The organism is Methanolobus sp. (genome assembly GCF_030682845.1).
In the GTDB taxonomy this organism is placed as follows: domain Archaea; phylum Halobacteriota; class Methanosarcinia; order Methanosarcinales; family Methanosarcinaceae; genus Methanolobus.
In genome coordinates, this window is sequence record NZ_JAUXNK010000058.1 from 1 (window position 1) to 24,305 (window position 24,305).

Annotated in this window: 21 protein-coding genes; 8 read left to right on the plus strand and 13 right to left on the minus strand. The window is 41.6% G+C overall.

The window, feature by feature from the left end; all coding sequences use genetic code 11:
• Positions 1-393 precede the first annotated feature (393 nt).
• The gene (locus tag Q8J68_RS06830; RefSeq protein WP_305310774.1) at positions 394-720 is read left to right on the plus strand and encodes a hypothetical protein; all 327 of its coding nucleotides are present in this window, start codon (positions 394-396) and stop codon (positions 718-720) included.
• Between the two features lie 241 nt (positions 721-961).
• Here the strand turns inward: Q8J68_RS06830 and Q8J68_RS06835 are convergent, their stop codons facing one another.
• From Q8J68_RS06835 to Q8J68_RS06845, 3 genes are all read right to left on the minus strand, one after another.
• A complete protein-coding gene (locus tag Q8J68_RS06835; RefSeq protein WP_305310775.1) occupies positions 962-1,369 on the minus strand; it encodes a hypothetical protein in 408 nt (135 codons plus the stop codon).
• Between the two features lie 4 nt (positions 1,370-1,373).
• Complete coding sequence (locus Q8J68_RS06840; RefSeq protein ID WP_305310776.1) at positions 1,374-2,555, minus strand: hypothetical protein; 1,182 nt, start codon at positions 2,553-2,555, stop codon at positions 1,374-1,376.
• Positions 2,556-2,769: 214 nt separating this feature from the next.
• Entirely contained in the window at positions 2,770-3,258 is a 489-nt protein-coding gene (locus Q8J68_RS06845) for a small multi-drug export protein (protein WP_305310777.1), read from the minus strand.
• A 447-nt stretch (positions 3,259-3,705) separates the two neighbouring features.
• On the opposite strand from Q8J68_RS06845, the gene Q8J68_RS06850 reads away from it, so the two are divergent.
• The 3 genes from Q8J68_RS06850 to Q8J68_RS06860 all read left to right on the plus strand — a co-directional run bounded on the left by Q8J68_RS06850 (position 3,706) and on the right by Q8J68_RS06860 (position 6,447).
• Positions 3,706-4,152, plus strand: a complete 447-nt coding sequence (locus Q8J68_RS06850) for a phosphate-starvation-inducible PsiE family protein (protein ID WP_305310778.1) — start codon at positions 3,706-3,708, stop codon at positions 4,150-4,152.
• Between the two features lie 687 nt (positions 4,153-4,839).
• Positions 4,840-5,625, plus strand: a complete 786-nt coding sequence (locus Q8J68_RS06855) for a winged helix-turn-helix domain-containing protein (RefSeq protein WP_305310779.1) — start codon at positions 4,840-4,842, stop codon at positions 5,623-5,625.
• Between the two features lie 633 nt (positions 5,626-6,258).
• Positions 6,259-6,447 (plus strand): DUF2795 domain-containing protein, encoded by a 189-nt coding sequence (locus tag Q8J68_RS06860; protein ID WP_015054873.1) that lies wholly within the window; start codon positions 6,259-6,261, stop codon positions 6,445-6,447.
• 223 nt (positions 6,448-6,670) lie between these two features.
• Here the strand turns inward: Q8J68_RS06860 and Q8J68_RS06865 are convergent, their stop codons facing one another.
• Both Q8J68_RS06865 and Q8J68_RS06870 read right to left on the minus strand, forming a co-directional pair.
• The gene (locus Q8J68_RS06865; protein WP_305310780.1) at positions 6,671-7,849 is read right to left on the minus strand and encodes a serine hydrolase; all 1,179 of its coding nucleotides are present in this window, start codon (positions 7,847-7,849) and stop codon (positions 6,671-6,673) included.
• Positions 7,850-7,973: 124 nt separating this feature from the next.
• On the minus strand, positions 7,974-8,237 hold the full coding sequence (locus Q8J68_RS06870; RefSeq protein ID WP_305310792.1) for a DUF2769 domain-containing protein: 264 nt from the start codon (positions 8,235-8,237) through the stop codon (positions 7,974-7,976).
• A 593-nt stretch (positions 8,238-8,830) separates the two neighbouring features.
• Here Q8J68_RS06870 and Q8J68_RS06875 point away from each other — a divergent pair.
• The 4 genes from Q8J68_RS06875 to Q8J68_RS06890 all read left to right on the plus strand — a co-directional run bounded on the left by Q8J68_RS06875 (position 8,831) and on the right by Q8J68_RS06890 (position 15,461).
• Positions 8,831-9,709, plus strand: coding sequence for an META domain-containing protein (locus Q8J68_RS06875; protein WP_305310781.1), 879 nt, complete (start codon positions 8,831-8,833; stop codon positions 9,707-9,709).
• A gap of 232 nt (positions 9,710-9,941) precedes the next feature.
• Positions 9,942-12,620 (plus strand): DEAD/DEAH box helicase family protein, encoded by a 2,679-nt coding sequence (locus Q8J68_RS06880; protein ID WP_305310782.1) that lies wholly within the window; start codon positions 9,942-9,944, stop codon positions 12,618-12,620.
• Positions 12,617-14,041, plus strand: coding sequence for an N-6 DNA methylase (locus Q8J68_RS06885; protein ID WP_305310783.1), 1,425 nt, complete (start codon positions 12,617-12,619; stop codon positions 14,039-14,041). The genes Q8J68_RS06880 and Q8J68_RS06885 overlap by 4 nt, the downstream gene beginning before the upstream one ends.
• Positions 14,025-15,461: a restriction endonuclease subunit S gene (locus Q8J68_RS06890; RefSeq protein ID WP_305310784.1), complete on the plus strand. Its 1,437-nt coding sequence runs from the start codon at positions 14,025-14,027 to the stop codon at positions 15,459-15,461. Before Q8J68_RS06885 ends, Q8J68_RS06890 begins: the two co-directional genes overlap by 17 nt.
• Positions 15,462-16,063: 602 nt before the next feature.
• On the opposite strand, the gene Q8J68_RS06895 is transcribed toward Q8J68_RS06890, so the two are convergent.
• The 8 genes from Q8J68_RS06895 to Q8J68_RS06930 all read right to left on the minus strand — a co-directional run bounded on the left by Q8J68_RS06895 (position 16,064) and on the right by Q8J68_RS06930 (position 24,009).
• Positions 16,064-16,255 (minus strand): hypothetical protein, encoded by a 192-nt coding sequence (locus tag Q8J68_RS06895; protein WP_305310785.1) that lies wholly within the window; start codon positions 16,253-16,255, stop codon positions 16,064-16,066.
• Positions 16,256-16,309: 54 nt separating this feature from the next.
• Positions 16,310-16,525, minus strand: coding sequence for a hypothetical protein (locus tag Q8J68_RS06900; RefSeq protein WP_305310786.1), 216 nt, complete (start codon positions 16,523-16,525; stop codon positions 16,310-16,312).
• A gap of 260 nt (positions 16,526-16,785) precedes the next feature.
• A complete protein-coding gene (locus Q8J68_RS06905) occupies positions 16,786-17,793 on the minus strand; it encodes a hypothetical protein (RefSeq protein ID WP_305310787.1) in 1,008 nt (335 codons plus the stop codon).
• A 225-nt stretch (positions 17,794-18,018) separates the two neighbouring features.
• Complete coding sequence (locus Q8J68_RS06910; protein ID WP_305310788.1) at positions 18,019-18,273, minus strand: hypothetical protein; 255 nt, start codon at positions 18,271-18,273, stop codon at positions 18,019-18,021.
• Between the two features lie 259 nt (positions 18,274-18,532).
• A complete protein-coding gene (locus tag Q8J68_RS06915; RefSeq protein WP_305310789.1) occupies positions 18,533-18,760 on the minus strand; it encodes a hypothetical protein in 228 nt (75 codons plus the stop codon).
• A gap of 385 nt (positions 18,761-19,145) precedes the next feature.
• Positions 19,146-19,493 carry a hypothetical protein gene (locus tag Q8J68_RS06920; protein WP_305310793.1) on the minus strand — a complete coding sequence of 116 codons (348 nt, stop codon included), beginning with the start codon at positions 19,491-19,493 and terminating at the stop codon, positions 19,146-19,148.
• A gap of 314 nt (positions 19,494-19,807) precedes the next feature.
• Complete coding sequence (locus Q8J68_RS06925; protein ID WP_305310790.1) at positions 19,808-22,489, minus strand: cation-transporting P-type ATPase; 2,682 nt, start codon at positions 22,487-22,489, stop codon at positions 19,808-19,810.
• Positions 22,490-22,674: 185 nt separating this feature from the next.
• Positions 22,675-24,009 (minus strand): hemolysin family protein, encoded by a 1,335-nt coding sequence (locus tag Q8J68_RS06930; protein WP_305310791.1) that lies wholly within the window; start codon positions 24,007-24,009, stop codon positions 22,675-22,677.
• Between the last annotated feature and the right edge of the window lie 296 nt (positions 24,010-24,305).

Consider the following 24,305-nt stretch of genomic DNA (forward strand, 5'->3'; position numbering starts at 1 on the left):
GGTACTTAATTTATTTGCCTATTATTTATATTTTAGTGCAATGTTGACTGGGTTTATCGAAATCCTCTATAGTAGGATAATTTAAACTGGACACGGGGAGTGAATAAAAGAAAGCGCGGGAAACCTTATTGGAACCTTTGTCCACCTCATGTGAATAAAGTGAAACATGAGCCCCAATTCTCATGTTAAACCATAAGTTCCCCGAAAGCAACCCACAAAAGATGGTTTACTTGAGAATTATGTGAAACTGAAGACATGAGGCTCACTATGGGTATCGTAACCCCGCACGATGCCCTTTCTTCGCTGCATTTAAGTTGATTCATTTTTGAGGCAAAAGCTGCGGCTAAACACCCTTGGACAAAAGAAATATAGATATATGATTACCGTACCAATGTGCAGCACACACTGAAAATGAATCCTCTGAAGTATTCTGACCTTGAAGACTTCGTAAGTTGCTATAATCCCGATGACCGACACAACCGCAGTGAAACATGGAATGAAGAATATCCCGAAGGTCGTTTCTGCAGGTTCACCTACGAAGAGATCATAGCAAGGGACAAGACCAGTTTAGACATATTCTTGCTCAGGGACAAAAGCCTTGCATACCTGGACAATCTTCCAGATCCTGATATCCTTGCAAATGAGATTATCGAGAATATTGAAGCGGTTTTAGAGAGCTTCAGGGAGATTGTGATAACGCTCAATGGGAACGGAGAATGAAACAGTCTTAATAAATAATATTTGACTCACTCCCACACCTATAACCCCTCAGAAGCCCTACAAGCACCCGAAAATATCAAACCTACGTTACATCAAAGCAACAAATGAAGCCCTACTAAATCGATTGTAGAGCATAATAAAGTGAATCTACTCACTTTCAACGAGTTGTACCCACAGCCCTGCCTGCGGTGTGCTATTGTGAAGCACCTGATGACCGTGGCAGGACCTGTGGGCTTCTGGTTCAAACTTTTTTACGTGCTATGAACAGAAGGAACATTATAATCAAGGGTGTTGAGAAAGCCAAGGGAAGTGCAGGTGTTGGTTCTTGTTCAGTAGGACTTGTATTGTTTATAATCACTTGAGAGTCTACCTGAGGGTCTTCAGTAGATTGAAAGCTTGTGTTTGATTCAAGAGTCTGATTCAATGTTTCGTCCTGAGAGGGAGCTTCTATAGGGCTGGAATATGAAGACTTCATCGTAGAAGTCGTAGGAGAGGGTGTAGGTGTTGATGTGTCTGTTTCAGTGATATTGGTTGTTGTTGTATTGCCATCGCTAGTGAAATCGAGTACGTAGGTTGTTTGAGCTGATGCATAAAAAGAAAAGGTCGCTATAATTATAGCGACGGCAAAGAGGGTGTAGAGGGTTTTCATAGTTTTACTCCAGAGTTGTTAATTCTATGCGACCGGATGTGAAGATGTAGCCGGCTTTTGTTCCAAGTGGTATGTAGAGGTTGAGGGGGATGCAAAGGGATTCTCCACCTGAAAGGGTTGTTGTGGGGATTGAATATTTGAGGTTTAGGGCTTGTATTTCACCTATGGTTGATGTTCCAGAGACTAGGGTAAAGTCGTTGAAGGAAAGATAGGACATTGTTACTGATGGACCGTTGTGGTTGCGGATAATGAGGTCGGAGGTTGCGTTGGAACCGGGTTTTATTACTGGAAATGATATGCTGTCTATGGAGAATGGAGGTTGAGAAACGGGTTCACCCCAATTTTTAGGCGTGTGATATATGGTTTCAGATGTGGAGAGTCCGGAGGAGTCTGTTAGGGTTAGGGTTATGGAATTGTTGCTTGGAAGTATTTCTATGACGCCGAAAGATGCTGAGGCATGGGTAACGTTGATGGGGATTATGGTTGGGTTTATCGGTGCATTGAAAATATCGTAGGGTGCTCCATTTTCGTGTATGAGTAAATGAATTGAAGAAATGTCGTCGTAACCGTTTAGGTCGGAAAAGGTGAAATGGAGGGCGTGACGTTCATTGTATGAAATGTGGTCGTGATATTGTTCTATGGAGATGGATTCTATGATTGGAGATGTAGAATCTACATAAGCATCAATAGGGAAGGTAGAGTTCTGTGAGTCGGAGATGGGTATAACGTTTGCACCGAGCAGGCAGGAAGTGTGGAGGGTGTAGGTTCCGTGTGTTAAGGTGTAGTTATCGATGTTAGTGTGGTCTATGTTTAGGATGGCTTTGACGTAAACGGGTTTATTGTTGGCAAAGTGTGGAGAGAAATAGAGTAGGTTATTGCCGTTTAGAGTTTCGCCACCGTTGAAGGTGTGGAAAAAACGTATATCTTGGACTTTGATATCTATGTTTGGGTCAGGGCTTAGATACATGGTGAAGTAACCTTCAAGGTATTGTTCGGAGGAATAGAGGTCGAAACGAAGGTCTTTACCGTCGGATGTGGGAGATAGGGTTAAAGTGAAGTCACATGGAATGCCTTCTCCGTTTGTTAAGATGAAATCGGATTTGTCATATGTGTATGTTTGGTCGTATGCGGAACAAGGTATTGCCATTAAAAGCATGGCTAAGGCTATTGCTATGTATGTTCTCATATGTTGTACCCCACTATAATTATTCAAACCACTATCAGTTGCAGAAGGAGTTTCAAGAGAACTGCAATAGGATTGCGTGTATCTCTCAGTCCCTAATTCTGAACTAACGTACATTTATAAAAAATGACTATGAGCATTTGTTTTATTGGAAACAATGCTTCTAAATATAGGTACTTAATCAATTTATTTAGTAGAAAGATAGATAGGAAGATGACTACTCCAGCAGATGTTTCAGGCTCTCTAGCCCATAATAGGAAGCTACGGTAACCACAATAGTCCACATCAAAATGCTCAGGCTCATCCACAGCACAATAGGGTACTTCTTTGAACCCAGACCCAAGGCAATGAGAGCAGCAAAATGTGTGCCTGTTATGATAGGTGATATTAACGCCAGCCCTGGCAGGCCGTATCTGTCCCATATGTTCATAACCTTCTTCTTTTTGCCTGAAGATGGCCGGTGCTCCTCACCCATCCTGAACCTTTTCCAGACGGAATTCAATGAATGATGTGCATATACGAGAAGATATACTGTGGCCAGATTCCCTGAAAACGCCAATAAGGCAACAGCAAGAGGATCCAGGCCAAGGGCAATACCCGGAGGGATGACCACAAGCAACTCTATCCACGGAACAGCTGCCAGTATGAACACCAGAGCATAAGCCACCACCCCCTCAGCATCATACAGTGTGTCCATTCCAATCATTGATGAATCAATTATTCTGGAATATATAGACTTATTGAACAACAGCATATGAAAAATATTTACTGCATGATGAGATATTCAAAATGCTTAGAGCTTGTTCTTTCTCCAGGTATCCTCCACACTGGTGCCTGCCTGTTCGATTCTCATCACAATCATTCCTAACAGTCTCATATTAAAGGTCATACAAATACCTGAACTCGCTCAAAAAGTCCCTCTGTAGGTGATTGTAGGGCTAAATACGCGAAGTTGACAAGTATGCTCATCAAATGGTGTCAGATATGCTTTATAATGGACTTTCAGCAGGAAATAGGTTTTCTACAGCGCCTCGATTTTAATAACAGGTGAAGATTCATTTTTGCGAGGCAGCATTTTTTCTACACGAAGCTAAATAATCCTGGTGTCATACAAGATACCGCTATTCTAAAATGGATTGAAAACATATGACTCATGCGAGGAATAAAAATACTTTTACTGGAAAAATTGTCAGAGTTATTTGAACAGGGTATTATTATCGCACTGACCGTGATGATGTCCGCTCTTGTGCTAATCACAACACTAAAATTAGGGGTATTCATTGTTCAAGACCTTGTGGCTTCGCCTATAAGCATGTTTTCTGCAAATGATTTGCTGGAGCTATTCGGGTTTTTTTTGTTGGTTCTGATAGGACTTGAGCTACTGCACACGCTTAAAACGTATGCTTTAGAACACACGATTCATGCTGAAGTGGTCCTGTTCGTTGCGTTAATAGCTATTGCGCGTAAGGTTATAATTTTAGATATCAACGAAGTTCCATCTCTTACATTGATAGGGATAGGAGTTATTATAATTGCACTGTGTAGTGGATATTATTTTTTTAAAAAAGGAACGATAATCGGTTCATCAGATAAGTTTTAAATCGAGCCTATTTCAAAACCTTGCTCATACCCTTTTTGAATCTAGGAAGGGTCAGGAGAGGGTTTGTAGGGATTTTATGAGGTCAACATATCAAACCTGAGACCGAGGGCAACACAGGGCATTTTAACACGAATCGAGCAAGAAGACTGTATTAAAAAATATATATCAGCCATTTAAATTAGGAAAAAATAAATAACATTATACATAAAAAACAATAGAAGCATTATTCAAAAATAGGTGATATTAATGGACTCTTTAATTATTCCAATCTTTCTGCTAGCTGTTGTTGGCGGAGCTTTTTCGAAAATTAAAATACGAGGATTTGAGTCAGTAAGAATATTTGGAGCAATAATTTTTGTTGTTTGCATCATATTGATGTTCGTAATCATAATGTACCCCTAATTATGAAAAAGTATCTACCCTAACCTTTTCTTTTTACAATCGTCTACAAAGAGTTCAAAAGCAGAGACATGTCATAGCATAGACATATCGACAAAAGCCCTTCCACAGCCCTGCCTGCAGGTTCTAATCATCTTGAGAGGTCAACATCATGATACCTGAATCAGCAGGGATTTATAGTAAGGTTGTAAGTTGAAACAATTAAAGGATTTACATTAAATAGCACTGATACATATATTCTTCAATTTCAGGTAACTTATTCGCAATTCAAGACAGGATGTGCTGTAAATGAAGAAGCCATTACTTGATGTTATATTCATGTCAGAGAAGCGAAAGAACGCTCTGCTATTGCTACAGGATGGTCCAAAGGAAATGGAATTCCTCCTCAAATCCTTTGATACTACCAGACAAGCATTTCTTCCACAGGTAAGGATACTTGAAGAACATCATCTTGTTTCTCATGATAGGGATACATATGAACTAACAACTATTGGAAAATTGATAGTCGATGAGATGACTCCTTTAATAGATAAAATTGAAGTCCTTGATACTGACATTGATTATTGGGGGACCCATCAGCTTGATTTTATCCCTCCTTATCTTCTTGCAAGGATAAACGAACTTGGAGGATGCAAGATAATAAACCCTCCACTTATAGAATATTTTCACGACTACACTGATTTCTATGAGGCTTCAAAAAAATCCAAATCTCTCTTTAAAGCGACCACCTTTTTTTATTCAAAAGATGAGATAGCATTCTCTGAACTTGTTGCACGTAATGTAAGGATAAATATTATAATCACCTCAAATTTACTTGAAAGAATGCAAACTAATAAATCTGCCATTTTTGCAGAGCTGATAAAAGATAAAAAGTTACATCTTTATGTTTATCCCAAAGAAATGGGTTTTCTATCGCTCTCATATAATGACCACTATACTAAAATACGTTTTTTAAAGAATGATGGAGATTTTGACAATAAATTCCTTCTATGTTCCAACCCCGAGTCATTTAAGTGGGTGAAAGAGATGTTTGAGCATTATCTGAAAGAAGCAACACCAATAACAGAACTCTAATCAAAATATTCCCGACAGGAAAATAATTTAGTTTATGAGAATTACTTATACTAGGAAATCCATTTCCTATCTAGTTGACAAGTAGGATGAGGCGCCGGAAACCACCACAATTTTAGGCGCCTCTCTCCTTACGAATCCGAGATGTTCCCCAACATCTCTCAACTGATCCACTCCCGTGTTGCGGTTCATTTTCCCCACGACCCGCAACATCTAATGAGTCACCTTTTTATTTAACTCAAACTGCTCTTAAAATAAAACCCAATGTTATTTTTGATGGGAATGATATTTGATATTTTTGATTATGGCCATAAAGTCAGATGCAAGCTGATATTATAAAAGCATCAAATAATCTAATACATTGTAATTGCAGTTTACTTTAATATCCATTGATATAAATAAAACATTCAATTTACTGGTTATTTTTGATATATTTGGCTTAAATGGTAAATATTCTCTATATCTATCTAAAAACTAGTTTTGTATCGTATACTATATAAATTAGGATTATTGTACCTATACTATATACACTTATGTATTATTATAACATTTTTTTATTTAAGTACTCATATATACTAGTACATACCCACTGGAGTATGGGAGTAAGTACTTCCAAAAGTGGGTAAGGTGAAATATATGAAAAGCAATGTTATTGAAGTACAGGAAGCATTAAAAGGCATAGACTATCCGAAAGCGAAAAAAGAAGTAATTAAGTATGCCAAGGACAACAAAGCTTCCAAGGATGTCATGGCAGACTTGAAAAAGATTTCGGACCGGAAATATGAGACTGCAGCAGAGCTCAGCAAGGAGTTCTCAGGAAAATAAAGTTCTATAACATACGTTGGCTTACATATTGTCACTGTGAACTTCAAATAGGGGCCGACAGGATTACAGTCGGTCTTAAAAACAGTATATGTGAATGATTATTTTTCAGCTGAAACTCACATGAAGATAAAGTTTCCTTCTTTTCCGATTTAAAGGCTTTATAGACATTTTTTTCTATGCTTTTGCGATCAAATTGAATTGTCAGACAGCCTGCTGAATAATGTCAGGTCTTATGCTCCCTGGATAGAAAGCCTGCTATCTTTGGAACAATTTTAAATGGTACCGCTACCGCACTGAGCTGGCTTACCGTACCTGTTATTATCATGTCTATCTCCGGACAGTAGAATAACCATGCGCTGGAAACCCCTGTATGTCCACGAAGCTCCGGGAATGACCGGAAGAGGGAGAACAGCGGAGGGGGTTTAAATCGCATCATCCCGAGACCATATTCAATAGGCCATCCGGGAGCAACGGGGCTCAACTGGAAACCAAACATGTTCCAGTTACTTTGCATCAGCTTAACCGTGGCCGGATCATCAAAGATCTCTCCCCCGATAAGTGCCCTCATAAAAATTATAAGTTCATCTGCTGTGCTTATCAGATCCCGGGCAGATTCCAGGGCGTATGGGATGTCCAGGCTCTGGTCTTTATACCAGATAGTAGCGGCTGCCGGAAAGTTTTTGTAAGCTGATTTCGAGGGAAGATAGGTATTTTCCAGATTGAGGGGCCTACAGAACATCTCAGCAAAAACCTCCTGAAGAGGCTTGCCGGTAACATTTTGAATTATCGCAATAAGCAACTGGAAGTTAGTGTCAGAATAGCGTGACTTCCATTTTGTCGCATCCATTGGCTGGGGCTGGAAGAGAGGCCGGTTCACATTCCTGACAAGCTGCATGGTGTCTTCGATGGACCATGAGCGATCGCCATCTTCAAGAATGCCGTCCCACAGGCGTTTCTCACCTTTTCGGTGAATCTCAAGATAGTCAGGAATGCCTGAGGAGTGGTTTAACAAATGCAAAAGGGTTATCTTATCGCTGTGGTCCATGCCGTCTTTTGTCCTGTTGAGTCCTTCTGTCAGACTCCAGGGTAAATATGAGTTCATTCTCTCGTAGATACTAAGGCGTCCCTGCTCATGCAGTTTGAGTACCGCTGATGCTATGTACAGTTTAGTGACACTAGCTATCCAGAAAGGAGTGTTTGTTCTCATGGGTGTGCCATCGGGATGTGCTATCCCTGTTGCACCGGACCAGTGAAAGGACCCGTCCATACTTTCAACTGCCAGGACAGCATGATTGGCATATCTTACCCCGGCCATACTGTTCAGTATCTCCTGCATTTTGTCTGATATACTTTCAGGAGCAGTATTCCCTTTGTGTGGTTCGTTACGGTCAGCTGTTCCCATATTAACACCTGAACACTATGAGCACATCATGTAAAGCGTTAATTTCTTGCTTATCATTGAGGTTTAGATCCTCTGGATCAGAATTTTTGAAAAAGAAAAGATGTTCGTTGTTTAGAACATCTGTTTACCTGCCACCCTCATCCAGGCAGTAATACACCGTTGTGAGGTTGTTCTCTTTGTACACTGCACATTCAGGACATACACATCCTTTCTCATCTGTGATGCAGTTGCTTTTCCCAAAGGCACAGAACACTCCCTCTATATGATCTGTTTTTGAAAGGTCCCCTTTGAATGCCCCTTTAAGGAGCTCCGCTGTATTGGCTGGCATCGATTTCACCTTGCAGGCAAAAGTATAGCTTGGACATTTCTTCAAACAGATGCATTTCATGAGATTCTCTTTGTTCTTTTCCACTCTTTCCACTCAGATCACCTTCTTTTTGTCTTTACCCAAACGCTCTGAAAAACTATCTGTACGCACAAGTTGCATACCAATATTAATGAGATTATGGATGCTATTTAATTGTTTTTACTTGGTCATCTGCTATGCATAAAATTCACAGAGTTCATTTTTTAAAGAAGAGATGCTTTACGCCAAATTTAAGCATATTAGTGAAATAGTTCTGAGTATTATTCCGTGAATGGCAATTTTCTATTTGATTGATAGTATATCTCTTTGGTTTGAGTTAGATGAATTCTTATAGTTGCAGTTGCGGCATTCATTGAACAAAAGGCAGGAATAAAGAAGGTTAAAACCTATCCAGTATTAAAAATATATTTCATCCTCAATTTGCCAATTCCTATATTTTCTCTGCATCGACGATATCTCACAGTACGTCAAACGTACTGTGTGTACCGACAAAAGTTGGCATTATAATTATAACCCGATATTGTAAAACAGCTTGCAGTAACTTCAAATTGATTCGAAGTCAAACTAATGACTAAATAGCAATAGTTACTACTCAGGTACACGGAGAAAGAAATATGTTAAACACACAAAAAATACTGACACTACTCTTAATATGTGCTCTGCTAAGTGCCGCTCTTCTAGTATCCGGGTGCGCTGACATTACAGATATTACCGAAGAGACAAGCAACGGACAATCCGGGACACACACAGATTCTGAAGCTGTATCCATTGATGATATCACTGACATTAAATGGCATTGGTCATCATTAACCGGAGATGATGCCGGCAATCTGTCAACTATCCCTGATCCGCAGAGATACACAATACAGTTCTCAAAAGACGGGACATACGGTATCATGGCAGACTGTAATGCAGGAGGCGGTGAATACGCGCTTGTAGGAGATAAACTCATGATAGAGCCCGGATTTACGACTCTTGCATACTGCGGCCCGGAATCACTTGATACACAGTATCTTTCCTTTCTGCATGCTGTGACAGGCTTTTCAATTGTAGATGAGAAACTGGTCCTTAGCTTAGAAGAAGAGGGCAAGCAGATGATATTCGTTAAAGAAAGTCCTGCCGCTGCAGAGGACATCCTGGATATTGAATGGCAGTGGACAGGAATTGTTGAAGCCACTGAAGATACTATCAGTCAGACTGCCGTTCCTGAGCCGGAAAACTATAATATCATATTCCAGGCCGATGAACGATACTCTATCAAAGCGGACTGCAATGTCGGAAGTGGGGAATATGCAATTAAAGGGAACAACCTTACAGTTTCAACACCATCCCTTACAAGGGCATACTGTGGTCCGGATTCCATGGACATGCTGTATCTCTCCATGCTGAGTAATATAACAGCATTCTCACTGGAAAACGGCCGGCTTGTTCTCAGCCTGGGAGGTAGTGGTGATGAGATGATCTTTGACAAAGGGAGAGAAAGAAGGCTGTAAAACCTGTTCATCCCGTATCATTTTTCTCTGACCTTTACTTTTTAGGCGCACCATTTTGTCCATGAGTATGACGAGATATATTGAACTATCATTTGACTTCTTAACCTATACTTCAGTACTTGAGTAATTTTGTTCCCTCTCTTCTTCTCATGTAGCTTTCACTATGAACTTATTTATATCTCTAAATCGAATATGTTGTGAAGTTTATTTACTCTCACTATGAGGAAACACAATGCACGATCTCACCGAAAAACAGACAAGGAAAAAAATGATTGATCCTTTACTTGTTACAGAAGGTTGGAAGATCGTACCCTATGACGATAGCAAAGAAATATTAAAGTACAATAATTGTGCAATTGAGGAATATCCTACTGCTAATGGTCCTGCTGATTATGCATTGTGTGCGGAGGGTAAGATACTTGGAATAATCGAAGCAAAGAAAGTAAGCTTAGGTCCCCAAAACGTTCTCAAACAGGCGGAAAGGTACTCAAAAGGCGTTTCTGCTAGTGGGTTCAATTTTGACGGCTTCAGAGTTCCGTTCTTGTATTCAACGAATGGGACTGAAATATGGTATCATGATGTCCGGCATCCTCTTAACATCTCAAGGAAAATATCGGGATTTCATAGACCTGAAGCTCTGATTGAGGCTATAAAATTTGATTTTGATGAAGTTGCAGCTAAGTTCTTTGGTATTCCTGACAACCAGTATATGAGACCGTATCAGTGTCAGGCATGTGATTCTGTTGGCAAGGCAATTGTTAACAGAAAAAGGACAATGATGCTTGCAATGGCAACCGGGACGGGAAAAACGTTCACTGTTGTAAACCTGATCTATAGATTGATGAAAGCTGGAGTTGCTAAAAGAGTCTTGTTCCTGGTGGATCGAAGGGCTCTTGCTGCACAGGCTGTCCGGGCATTCGCATCATTTGAAACTGAACAGGGATTGAAGTTCGATAAAACCTATGAGGTTTACAGCCAGCGTTTTCAAAAAGGAGATCTCGATGAGAACGAGTCTTTTGACGCTAATTTGATACCTGAGTCTTATCTGACCAATCCAAAACCAGAGCATAGTTTTGTCTATGTGTCTACGATCCAGCGGACGACAATTAACTTATTTGGAAGAAGCTCTGTACTGCCAGGTTGTGAAGGCACCGAAGACGAGGATGCAGGACAACTGGATATGCCCATAGATACCTTTGATCTTATAATTGCCGATGAATGCCACAGAGGTTATTCAGCGCAGGAGATCTCTACATGGAGAAAGACCCTTGACCATTTTGATGCTATAAAGGTCGGGCTTACGGCAACCCCGGCGGCTCATACGGCTGCATATTTCAAGGACATAGTCTTCAAGTACAGTTACGATAAGGCTGTGAGGGAAGGCTACCTTGTTGACTATGATGTAGTTGCACTTGATTCAGGTGTGCGTCTTAATGGTATATTCCTGCATGAAGGAGAGACTGTTGAAGTAATCGATTCTGAAACAGGGCTGCATGAAATAGACATGCTTGAGGATGAAAGAGAGTTCCCAAGTGAAAAGATAGAAAGGGAAATCACTTCACCGGATTCTACCAGGAAGATCATTAAAGAGATCAAGCGGTATACCGATGAACATGAGAAGAGATATGGACGTTTCCCGAAGACCCTGATATTTGCAGTTCAGGACATAGATCACATCTCCCATGCCGACAGTGTTGTAAAGATCGCTAAAGAGGTCTTTGAGAGAGGGGATTCTTTTGTTGAGAAAATAACCGGTAAAGCTGACCGGCCTTTACAAAGCATACGCACATTCAGGAACAGGAAGATGCCTGGAATTGCTGTGACAGTTGACCTTCTCTCTACAGGAGTAGATATTCCTGATCTTGAATTCATCGTCTTCCTGAGATTCGTGAAGTCTCGTATCCTCTTTGAGCAGATGATGGGAAGAGGAACTCGAAGGGGTGAGCACTATCCTGATAAATCTCATTTTGTGGTATTTGATTGCTTTGGAGGTACTCTCGTCGATTACTTCAAATCGGTCACGGGTGTGACTGCAGAACCTCCGCAAAAAGAGGTTAAGCCAATCAGCAAGGTTATCGAAGATATCTGGAATAACCGGGACAGGAAGTATAACACACGTGTCCTTACAAAGCGTCTGAACAGGATAGACAAGGAGATGAGCGGGGAAGCACGTGATATGTTCAGTGCTTTCATCGAGAAAGGAGATCTCAAGAGCTTTGCGATCTCTCTTGAAAGAAGGCTTGATGAGAACTTTACCGGAACCATGGAAATCCTGAGGAACAAGGACTTTCTGAATCTGCTTGAGAACTATCCGAGGCCAAAGAAGACATTCTATGTGGATTATGGGGAAAGGGATTCTGTCTCGTCTACGTGGATAGTGAGGGATGCTTCAGGTAACGAATATAAACCGGACGATTATCTTGAATTGTTCTCTGTTTTCGTGAAGGAGAATCCTGAAAAGATTGCTGCGATCAGTATCCTTCTTGACAGGCCACAGGAATGGAGTACGGATGCACTTGAAGAATTGAAGAGGAAACTGGAATCCTCTCAGCAGAGGTTTACAGTTGAGAATCTTCAAAGGGCACATGAGATCAAATACAGCAAAGCTCTTGTGGATATTATTTCGATGATCAAACATGCTGCCTCCGAGGAAGAAGCTTTACTGACAGCGCAAGAGCGCGTGGGCAATGCTTTTTATAAGGTTACTGAGGGTAAGAGCTTTACAGCGGATCAGCTTTTATGGCTTGACCGCATCAGGGCACACCTGATAGCAAATCTCTCTATCGATAAAGAGGACTTTGATTATATCCCGGTGTTTGCCGATTATGGTGGCTGGAGCAAGGCCAACCGGGTCTTTGAAGGCCAGCTCGTAACCTTAATAACAGAATTCAACAGGGCAGTTGCAGCATGAGCGATATTGTACAAAAACTATGGGGATTCTGTCATACCCTGAGGCATGAGGGCATTGACTACGGAGATTATATCGAGCAGATCACATACCTGCTCTTTCTGAAGATGGCCGATGAGCGAGACATCGAAATGCCGGAAGCCTGCGGCTGGAAATCCCTTAAGGAACATTCGGGAACGGAACTGACGGAACACTACAGTGACGCGCTCAGGACCCTTGGTAAGCAGGATGGCCTGCTTGGAGATGTTTTTGCAGGTGCCCTTTCCCGCTTCCATAACCCGGTGAGTCTTAAGAAGATGATCTCGCTTATAGACGAGACGGAGTGGACAGGGCTTGACATTGATGTGAAGGCCATGGCTTTTGAAGGGCTGCTGGAGAAGGCTGCCAGCGAGGGCAAGAAAGGTGCAGGCCAGTATTTTACTCCGCGCATTGTTATCCAGATGATCGTGAGATGTATGCAGCCCGACCCGCGCGGTCAGAGGGATTTCTCGATCATGGACCCTGCATGCGGTACTAGCGGGTTCCTTGTGTGCGCTTACGAATGGTTGAAGGAGATGACCTCGGGAGGGGCACTGGACCGCGACCTTGCAAAACGTATTCGCTACAGTACATATTACGGACAGGAGCTTGTGGAGCGCCCGCGCAGGCTGGCTCTGATGAACCTGTACCTGCACGGCATTGAACCTGAAATAAAACTCGGGGATTCCATTTATGAGATCCCTGATGCCAGGAAGTTCAACGTGATACTTACGAATCCGCCCTTTGGGACAAAGGGTGCCAACCAGTCTCCTGTGCGTGAGGATTTTGTGGTGGAGACCTCCAACAAGCAACTTAATTTCATCCAGCATGTTATGACTATCCTGACACCCGGCGGCAGGGCAGCCATTGTTGTTCCTGATAACGTTCTTTTTGGAGATCAGGCGGGTGAGGTTTTTAAAGTGCTCTGCGAGGACTGCGACCTGCACACCGTCCTGAGATTACCTGACGGCACTTTCACGCCATACTCCCCGGGCACGAAGACCAACGTGATATTCTTCACCAAGGGCATTCCCACAGACCATACATGGGTCTACGACTGCCGCACCAACGTCCCCAAGATAACCAAGAAAGACCGCCCGCTTACCAGGGAGCATTTCGCGCAGTTCGAGAAGTGCTTCGGCACCGACCCCAACGGAAGGGCACAGCGTGACCCCAAAGACTCGCCCGAGGACCGCTGGCACAGGTTCCACATCTCGGAACTCCGGGAGCGGGACTACAAGATCGATTCCCTCAAGTGGCTGCGCGACGAGTCCCTGAGCGACACCGACGACATGCCCGACCCCGTAGAGCTTGCCGCCGAAGCCATCGACGAGCTCGAGTCCGCCGTCGCCGAGTTGAACGCAATCCTTGACCTCATGGGGAACGGCTATGCAGCAGAAGAGTGAACTGCCGGAAGGGTGGGCACTAATTCCCTTATCAAAGACAGTAGAGATATTGGACAATCGTCGAGTACCTGTAAACTCAACTGAGAGAGAAAAAAGAATCGGAACAGTTCCATATTATGGTGCTACCGGGCAGGTAGGATGGATTGATGACTTTTTATTTGACGAAGAACTGTTGCTTTTAGGAGAGGATGGAGCACCTTTTTTTGATAGAACAAAATCAGTTGCATATATCATTAAAGGAAAATCATGGGTTAATAATCATGCACATGTTTTGAGAGCTATAAACGAAGTCACAACTAATGTCTTCTTAAAGTACTACCTGAACAGCTTTGATTTTCATGATTTTGTAACCGGTACAACAAGGTATAAATTGAACCAAGGTTCAATGAAAGTGATTCCAATTACTCTTCCTCCTCTCCATGAACAACACCGCATAGTCGCAGCAATCGAGGCGCTATTCGCCCGTATGGATGCGACAAACGAGAAGCTTGACAGGGTGCCGGAAATCATGAAGGCTTTCAGGCAGGCGGTGCTGGCGGCTGCTTGTGATGGGAGGCTGACGGAGAAGTGGAGGAAAGAAAACCCTAGTGTTAAGAATCCCGATGACTACCTGAGGGAAGTTGCTGATTTTAGAATTAAATGTTCAAAGAAGGATGAACTGAAATTTAAAACTGTATCTGAATTAGATGTATGTGATTTATCAGAATTACCAGATTCTTGGTTATGGGCTCCTTCAAATGTAATATTTTCTTATGTTACAAGTGGTTCCCGAGGCTGGGCTAAATATTATTCTGATACCGGCTCAATATTTTTGAGAATCGGGAATTTGGACCGGAACTCAATATACTTGCAATTAAAAGATATTCAGCGGGTAACTCCCCCTGATAATGCAGAAGGTAAGAGAACACGCATTCAGAAGGATGATATTCTAATTTCAATTACAGCTGACGTTGGAAGTGTTGGATATATTAGTGAAGAACTTGGTGATGCGTATATCAATCAACATATTGCTTTAGCAAGACCAGTTCAAAACTTAAATCCTAAATACACTGCATATTTTTTGCATTCGCAAACAGGTGGTAAAAGACAATTTGAAAAACTTCATCGTGGTGCCACAAAAATAGGACTTGGATTAGATGATATTCGATCAATTGCAGTTCCTCTCCCCCCTCTCCCTGAACAGCAAGAAATCGTCCGTCGGGTCGATGCGCTCTTTGCCTTTGCCAACTCCGTTGAAGCTAAGGTTGCAGCAGCCAGGGAGAAGACTGAAATACTCAGGCAGTCCATTCTTGCAAAGGCGTTCTCGGGGGAGCTTGTGCCGACTGAGGCGGAGATCGCAAGGCAGGAGGGACGGGGGTATGAGAGTGCGGGGGAGTTGATGGGGAGGATCAGAAAGGAAGGTAAGGTTTCGGCGAAATGAGCTTCATATATCCTGATATCTGAAATGAAGGACCGCCCAAACTCAATCCCGCAGGCACCAGGCGCATTGTAGCCAAAGTTGACCAGCTCATGGCATTGTGTGATGAGCTTGAAATGAAGATAAGGCGATCAGAGCACGACTGCCAGAAATTGATGGGGGCTACTGTTAACAGCCTTCTCAGTGCATAGTAATTTGTACCTGACAATAGATACTAATTCCAATAGTGGTAACATGGCTTTATTGAATGAGCAGCAAAACAGAGATCTGCAGAAATCCAATATGAATCAACATCATAGGGGTCATTTTTAACTAGATCAATCAATACCAACCAGTATATGAAAAATAATAAAAGACTGTGTTCCTCTGGGAATATCGAAGATTTCTACAGACCCTTATTTTAAATGGAAAGCACTATTAACACCGAAAGAAAAACTATGATGAATAAAGATATTACAATAGGTGTAATATGCTTTTGGATATTCTTTCTCAAGGTTTCTTTAAAGCCCTCTTTCTTTGATCCTCTGCTTTTTCGCTTAACCGTTTTAACACCTCTTGATTGCTTGATCTATTGTCCTGGTAAACATATTCTTTATCATTCGGTTTCAACCCATCCTTTTAATGCCCTGAACCATTAAACTGAAGCCCACTACAGCTATCAGTAAAGCAAAAACGATTGCAAGGATGTTATCTGAAAAGGTAGTCAACACATAACCGCCGAAAAAAGCAATAGATGCACCTATAATGAAACTCAAAAGGCCAATAAGTGAATCCGGCGTAATCCCACTGGTACCCATAACAAATAGCATTATGTTCTGTTATTTATAGGATTTGAGTGACTATATTTTAAACTATTGAAAAGAGACACATGCCGTGAGATACGATCTCCACGAACAGGCGTTACCCATTGCGATATGCCTGTAGATCTTCCGGGTTTCGATGTCGTGTATCCGGCATGTTCTCATGAACTGCTGGATGTCAAAGGGTGTAAGGGAGTCGGCCTTAAGTTGTGTTCTATAGGCGTTCAGCTTGTCGTACAGTTCCTGTTCAGCTAGTGTCGGGTTCATAATTGGATATTGGTGCTAAGGGGAATATCCGTGTGTTCCAGGCGGGGCGAAAGTGAGTTGACGGTCCTGGGTAGAGTGTACAAAGCATGTACGAAAATTTGGCCTGTGAAGACGCATCAACCGCCGCGGGCGGCACATTCCTTCGCTGGCTGTTACGAGGACTGATAAACTACTGCCGGGTGTTAAGAATCCACGGCTCCAGGCCTGTCTGTCCGAACTTATGGGCACGAGGATTCCTACAGAGCCTCGATCTTGCTAATTTAATTATTTACTATTTGTGCCTTTTTTTCATTCAAACGAGCCTCAATCATGTCTAATTCCTCTATCATACATTTCTTCCCCTTTTTTATTAATCGACAATTACCACGTTTTGCTTGTGCTTCGTGCCATATCTTATCGAAATAATCTGCATATACCTTAGCGACACTTTCGCTTTCTATGTATAGACATGGGTGGTATGTAGCAGACGCCTCTACAAAATTCACAAGAGGATTAAGAAGGAATGTTTTGTTTCCATCTAGTACTTGGCAGCTGACAAGAGTGCTTAAAGTATTCAAGACAGAATCTTCTAGATTTGGTATGTCTATGTAGGCTATATCGAGTTTTTCTAGATTTTGTACTTCTTCATTTTTGATTATACGTTTAAGCCATTCTATTTTTTCAACTTCACACAAACTAGTTATTCTCTTCATAGCAACATCATGATTTGATTTCAGGTATTCAAATATCAAATTAAAGTATTTTAATCGTTCTTCACCGCCATAATATTCTGGTGAAAATGAATCAAAATGCATTATCCTTATATTTTTTGCATGTGTGACTTCTTCACCGAGCTTTTTATATAGCTCGTCAGCAGAGTTTAGTACATATATTTTTGCATCTTCTTTATGTCGCTCTGTCAGCGTTTTTTTAAATGATTCAAAATTGTCGCATGTATCATTTACGTCATCTTTTATATCATTTATCAGACTACTTATATGACCTACTAATTCCCGTGTAACTTTTTTTTCATCGTCAATCGATTTAATATTTGTATCAACTTTACGTCCCATACCAATAAAAAAAAGGGTGATAACTGTTGCATATGAGAACAAGAAAGTATGTGGTGAAAAGAATGATGGCAATGCATCAAGAGAGCTAAGTATCGAATAACTAAATAGCAGTATTACAGCTGCTATAGGAGATACACTACTAAGTAAATAATCAATTATTTTAGACATAGTACCGAGTAAATAATCAAGTTTTTCATTTGGTGTTGCTTTATCCATACAAACCAACCACTTTTCCAATAGAATTTTTGTTTTCGTTAAGCTTGCTATCGAATATATCTAATAGCAAAAATGTAGATAGTATTATATATATATAAACTTTTTTGTGAGTATTATAGATTAATAGTAAATGTAAGTTATAATAATAAATATAAAATATCTTAAAGGAGCAAATAGATATTTAGTATGTGAAGTTTTGTCACAGACTATTAACACTACTTTTATTTAATAAGTAATAACAAAAAAAGATTCAAGCGGTAAGGCCAGAAAAGAGTCGATGAGATGAAACATGGGGATCGTATATTGAATTACAGTGCCGTTTAAATCTGTATTATATATTAAACCTGATGCCATATTAATTTTATCGGCTTTTGCGTGTGCAAGGGAAGGCACTGTCCCACTCCTAGGACAGCTGGACTGAAAGGGAGCTTTTTGCATAATCGACCCATAAACACACACCTTAGCCTTTATTTTATCCATATATCATCCTTCCAAATATCCAAAAAAAATGGATAATCAAATACCAATAAACTAAATTACTATCGTTTTATTTAAACAGTTTTAAGTGCAGCTAAAACTTTATGGAAAAATGAAGTACTCTGTGTTCAGGCAGGAGATTACTTTGAATGAAATATTAATGTGTTTAAACAGATTACCGAAAAAAAGGTGTACAAGCAGAAAGAATCGTGCTAGTTCCTGCGAGTTGTGCCATGTATTAAATTTAAAGTATATTCAACGTTCACTTCCTCGCCCCACTCTTGTACTTCTCATAGCTGACACATGCCGTGAGATACGATCTCCACGAACAGGCGTTACCCATTGCGATATGCTTGTAGATCTTCCGGGGTTCGATGTTGTGTATCCGGCATGTTCTCATGAACTGGTGGATGTCAAAGGGTGTAAGGGAGTCGGCCTTAAGTTGTGTTCTGTAGTCGTACAGTTCCTGTTCAGCCAGTGTCGGGTTCATAATTGGATATTGGTGCTAAGGGGAATATCCGTGTGTTCCAGGCGGGGCGAAAGTGAGTTGACGGTCCTAGGTATCCCATATCGCATTAATCGCGAAAGAAACCATGTTTTTCTTCTAAAGGACAGACTAAATCCTGAATTCCGACAGGCATTCCTGGCCATATCTGCCAGCTTGCTGTCTAGACTATGATGTCCGCATAGTTACGGACGCGGTCATGCAGAAGGTGACGCTATATGTTCCGCTTCCGGTGCATGATAATGCGTCCTCTGTGGACCGGAGTATAATTGATACTGATTTCAGTGAGGATGATCCTTCTCTGGCTACAGATACCTTTTCTATATATCAATACGCGTAATACGCGTAAAATACGCGTAAATTAAAGCATTCATTTTTCCAGTACATAGAATGTCCCTCTGGAGTGTCCTTTCTGGAAAATTGCCCCGTTCTCTTTCAAGCGACATAGTAAAATGTATGCCTGGTCCTTGGTGATTCTACACAGGTCAATGACATCAGCTCTTTTGATGGAACCGTGGTTTTTTATTTTACTGGGAGGCAGAAAAGTTTCCTCTTTTGAGTTCATAGCATCCCTAACTCTTACAGGTTTCCCATTTACATTCCTTCCAAGATATTTGGATTGGTGGCGGATCTGTTTCGTTTCAGCGTCATAATATTGAATGTCTTCATACCAGTATTCAATCCCATTTATTTTCTTGATACGAAGTGTAGATTTCATATGTGCTTATTATTTAAGTGCATAATAGGATGTACAGATTATGGAACACAGCTCTGCAGAAGAAAGAATTCATGCGCAAGAACGCATGAATTGGTACCAAGTTAAAATGTGAAATAAACTATGCGCTTAAATTGTGGGAACTGAGGTTATAAAGTTATAATTTAAACTTATTTCAAGTTAACTACTATATTTCGGTGGTGGATTTTCTAAACATTTTATTCTAACTGTAGATAAAAGCCGCTATTCTTAACAGCGGCTTTTCAAGAACTGTTTACATTCATCCCTATATCCACTATATTGAAGACATACTCTCATCAGTGGGCTGATTTCATGTCTACCCCCTTTGTGTTACTCCTGATTGCAAACTTGATCCCCTCTATTATGAGCAGAGTAAGGAATGCTGCTCCTACGGGCAGTATCCAGTCCATCAGACTCAGGGGTGTCAGCTCGAATACCGTCTGCAATATAGGAATATATACCACAGACAGGATCAGCAGGAAAGTTATAAGCATTCCTATCAGCATCGATCGGTTGGAGAATAACTCCCTATTAATAGCAGACCCATCAAGAGATCTAAAGGCGGTGGGTACGAATAGCGCCATGCTAACTATGGTAACGAACGTAAGGGTTCTTGCCTTCTGCAGGTCCGCAAAGGGGTCAGCCAGCAAGAATACCAGGAAGGAAACAATGCTCATAGTAAGCGCTGTGCTGATCACAAGGGTCAGATTCCTCCGTCCAAGGATTTCTTCTTTAGGGTCACGAGGTTTCTTGGACATTATATTTTCTCTCACAGGTTCCATACCCAGGGAGATAGCGGGAACTACTTCGTTGAACATGTTAATGAAAAGGATCTGCAGTGCCAGTAGAGGTATGTAATCAAATCCCAAAAGTGCTACTGATATCAGGATCAGCATAACCTCGGTGAAGTTGCGGGACACCAGATATGTGGTGAACTTCTCGATATTAGAGTAAATACCCCTGCCCATCTTCACAGCTTCAACGATAGTGGCGAAATTGTCATCCTGAAGTACCACTACACTGGCTTCTCTTGCTACATCGGTGCCTTTGATACCCATTGCGATGCCTATATCAGCTTTCCGCAGTGCTGGTGCATCGTTGACTCCATCTCCGGTCATCGCTACAACATGCCCTCTCTCCTGTAGTGATCTGATAATCCTAAGCTTCTGCTCGGGACGTGCTCTTGCGTATATACTCACTTTTTCCACTACGTCACCGAACTCTTTATCGCTAAGATCGTCAAGTTCTCTGCCTGTAATGGCACCATCAGCCAAAATGCTCCTTATTTTTTCATCTGTAATCCCTTCAAGAGATACAGTACCATCCGATAGGCCAATCTCTCTGGCAATGGCTTTTGCGGTCTCCTGATTATCTCCTGTGATCATAATTACTTTAATACCTGCCTTATGGCAGGTTTCAATGGCTCTTTTTGTCTCTTCCCTGGGCGGGTCTATCAGAGCTGCGAGTCCCAGGAAAATCATATTGTTTTCCAATTCTTCACCAACACCGTGAATAGGCCTGTATGCCAAAGCGAGCACACGATAGGTTTCCTGCGCAAGTGTATGGTTGATCTTAAATATCTCCTTGCGGTCCTGTCCTGTAAACTCTCTCACTCCTGAAGAACTATGTATGTACATACATCTGTCAAGCACCATCTCAGGAGCGCCTTTTGTAAAAACCACGTCCTTCTCCTGTGTACTGTGCACTGTACTCATCATCTTCCTCTCAGAGGTGAAGATTATTTCCTGCAACCGGGGCAGTTCATCATCAAGTTTACCTTTCCATATCCCGGCTTTAGCTGCAGCCACCAGTAAAGCTATCTCCGTAGGATCTCCAATGCCTTTCCATTCTTTGCCCAATTCTTCCAGTGCAGCATTGTTACATAGAGTAGCGGCCCTCAGAAAGAGTTCCAGTCCCTTCTCATTTACAAGACCAATAGACGAATTATTGGATAGCAACTCTCCAATGGGCTCATAGCCTTTTCCGGTTACATTAATCTCCCGACCTGGCAGAATTATTTTTCTTACAGTCATCTCGTTACGGGTAAGGGTGCCGGTTTTGTCAGTACAGATGACAGTAGTAGAACCCAGTGTCTCTACACCCAGCATCCGGCGTACAATAGCATTATGTTTTGCCATATGACGCATCCCGTTTGCAAGAGTTATAGTCATGGTAAGGGGTAGCCCTTCAGGCACTGCTGCCACAGCCAAAGCAATGGATATCAAAAGCATCTCTGATACTGGTGCACCGTTATATATTCCTGAAATCAAGGTCACCAGAGAGGCAATCACTGCTATAATAGCAAGTGTGCGTGTGAGCCTTGCAATCTTTTTCTGCAGAGGAGTGGCTTCTTCAGCCTGCTGGACCAATCCGGCTATCTTTCCAAGTTCTGTGTTCATGCCGGTGGCAATCACAAGTGCGCTGCATTTACCACGTACGATTTGAGTGCCAGCAAAGATTGTTTCATCTTTTTCCTTGTTAACGGGTGCACTCTCACCGGTCAGTGCTGCCTCTTCTATCTGCAGTCCAATCATTTCAAAGACGATAGCATCAGCTGGTACAATATCTCCACTCTCCAGTACAAGAATATCTCCAGGAACAACATCATGTGAGGGTATTTCTTGCAATGCCCCTCCTCTGCGCACTCTTGTGAGAGGTTGCACGAATTTCTTAAGAGCTTCCATGGACTTTTCTGCCCTGTATTCCTGCAAAAATCCCATTACTATAACGAAAAGGATGATGCCGGTTATAGCCCAGAAGTTTATCACTTCATCAGCCAGCAATGCTATGATAGCTGCTGCAGCCAATACCCATATTATTACGTTAGCAAGCTGTCTTACCAGCACTTTAACAGGTGTGACCCTGTTCTTTTCTTCAAGCTGGTTAGGTCCGTATGTTTCAAGCCTATTCAAAGCTTCTTCTTTAGAGAGTCCTTTTGGAGAACTTTCTAACTTTAAAAAATATTCTTCATTATTCATTATTAATTAGCATTCTTCTACCCCAAAAAGAGTACTTAATGCTTCGATATAGTTTTCAGCATGCAAGCTGCATGAATAGCGGAAATCATATAATTGTTGACTATATTTTCCTAAGTACATATACCAGTCTTCAGTAAGATCAGTTTCATCTCCAATTACAATTGTAATCTAGATTAGTCCACCACTTATAGCCACTTTACGTCCTCATTAACTGTTTCTGAAGGCTGTGGAATTTTCATGACCAGCACCTTGTCTATTTTATTGCCATCCATATCCACCACCTCATAACGCAGTCCCTTGAATTCAATATGATCTCCTGTTTTTGGTATGTACTGTAAGATGAACATGATAAATCCGGCAATGGTCCGATAATATCCTCGTTCCTCCTGTGGAAAGGAATCTAAAGATAAGACATCCTTTAATTCTTCAATAGATGTATCTCCATCAATAAGCCATGAGCCATCTTCTCTCAAAACCACCGGCATCTCTAAAGGCTCGCCAAGGGACCGAACGTCTCCCACGATCGCTTCAAGGATGTCATGCAGAGTAATGAGCCCTTGAATGCTACCATACTCGTCAGTTATCAAAGCAATATGCACTCCAAGTTCCTTGAGTATCTCCAGAAGCTTCAATATAGGAAGAGCTGCAGGTAAAAAGAGCGGTTTTATGATACTTGCTCTTATATCAGCAGTGCCTGATTCCACAATATTTGCAAGGACATGCTTTACAGATACTATTCCGACAATATTATCCGGATTCTTCTCATATGCAGGGAAATAAGATCGACCACTGCGAATCATTTTCTGTAGATTCTCATCATCACTATCATTCAAGTCCAGAGCAATGACATCGTTTTGATGGGTCATCAGAGATTCAACACGAAGATCACCAATCTCAAGCACACCTTCTATCATGCTCAGTTCCGCCATTTCAAATACCCCGGCTTGGGTTCCTTCCTCAAGCATGGTCTTGATTTCCTCTTCTGTTACTGGTGGCTCATTGGTCTTCTTGATTTTCATAACCCTGAGTACAGCCTCGGTAGAAACTGTGAGAACGACCACCAAAGGCTTTGCTATTATAGAAAGGAGTAGCATAGGCTTTGCCACTTTAGAGGCAATAGCTTCTGCTTTATTGAGGGCGATCCGTTTTGGTACAAGCTCTCCGAAGATCAGCGTCAGGTAAGTTATCACAAGTACTACAAGGATGATGCTAAGCGCATTGCTGTACGGAGCCAGAGCCGGAAATTGTCTGAAATATCCTGCAAGACCTTCTGCTATCGTAGCTCCACCAAATGCACCGGCAAGAATGCCTATCAAAGTAATCCCTATCTGGATTGTTGAAAGGAACGAGGTTATTTCAGTAGAGAGTTCCAGTGCAGCTGCTGCCCCCGTATCTCCTTCTTCTGCCAGTTGCTTGAGGCGAGCTTTTTTAGATGAAACAAGAGCAAATTCAGACATAGCAAATATGCCATTCAGTAAAATCAAAAGAGCGACAATTACAATTTCAAAAGTATACGACATTTTCGTGTAATCTACTGGGTATATATTTAAGCATATCTCTTCGTTGAATTTCTCGCTCGCTGGGGACTTAAGTATGTATCCAGGATGTCAATAACTACAGTGTCTATGGCGATAGGTGTCACTTACATCAAAATCAAATAACAAAACTTAAATACAACCCAACTTTGACAGTCTTGTTTTTGATCAACTGAATATCTATCTTTTTTGTGTTCATTAGAATCGAAGTATCTCTTTTTTCCTAGTGATTGTTTGTCTCTTTACTTTCTTACATGCTTGTTTTTACAATTTGTCGATTT